This window comes from Lactobacillus sp. UMNPBX16 (assembly GCF_002553775.1).
GTDB lineage: Bacteria > Bacillota > Bacilli > Lactobacillales > Lactobacillaceae > Lactobacillus > Lactobacillus crispatus.
On sequence record NZ_PCYU01000034.1, the window covers coordinates 1 to 310 of the forward strand.

General features: G+C 42.6%; 1 protein-coding gene. It reads right to left on the minus strand.

Features of this window, described 5'->3' with window-relative positions; all coding sequences use genetic code 11:
* A partial coding sequence (locus CP367_RS08100) for a transposase (protein ID WP_199160546.1) occupies positions 1 to 310 on the minus strand: 310 nt, incomplete at both ends.

Consider the following 310-nt stretch of genomic DNA (forward strand, 5'->3'; position numbering starts at 1 on the left):
TTCTGATAACATGGCTGTAAACCTTGCCCCATTTGGTATAGAAGTCATGCAGGACAGCTGTGGCTTCTTCTTTGTTTGTCTGTTGATGCACCTGTTTGAATTCGTTCATGATCTTTTCACGATCGTCGACGCGTACTTTAGCGCAGATATTGCGCATGACATGAACCAAACAGCGTTGAAAATGAGCTTTAGGATAAGTCCTGGCCAAGGCTGTTTTCATGCCAACAACACCATCAGAAAGAAAAAGCTCAACTTGCTTTAAGCCTCGGGATTTCATGTTTTGAAGCATATCTGTCCAGACTTCAATGTT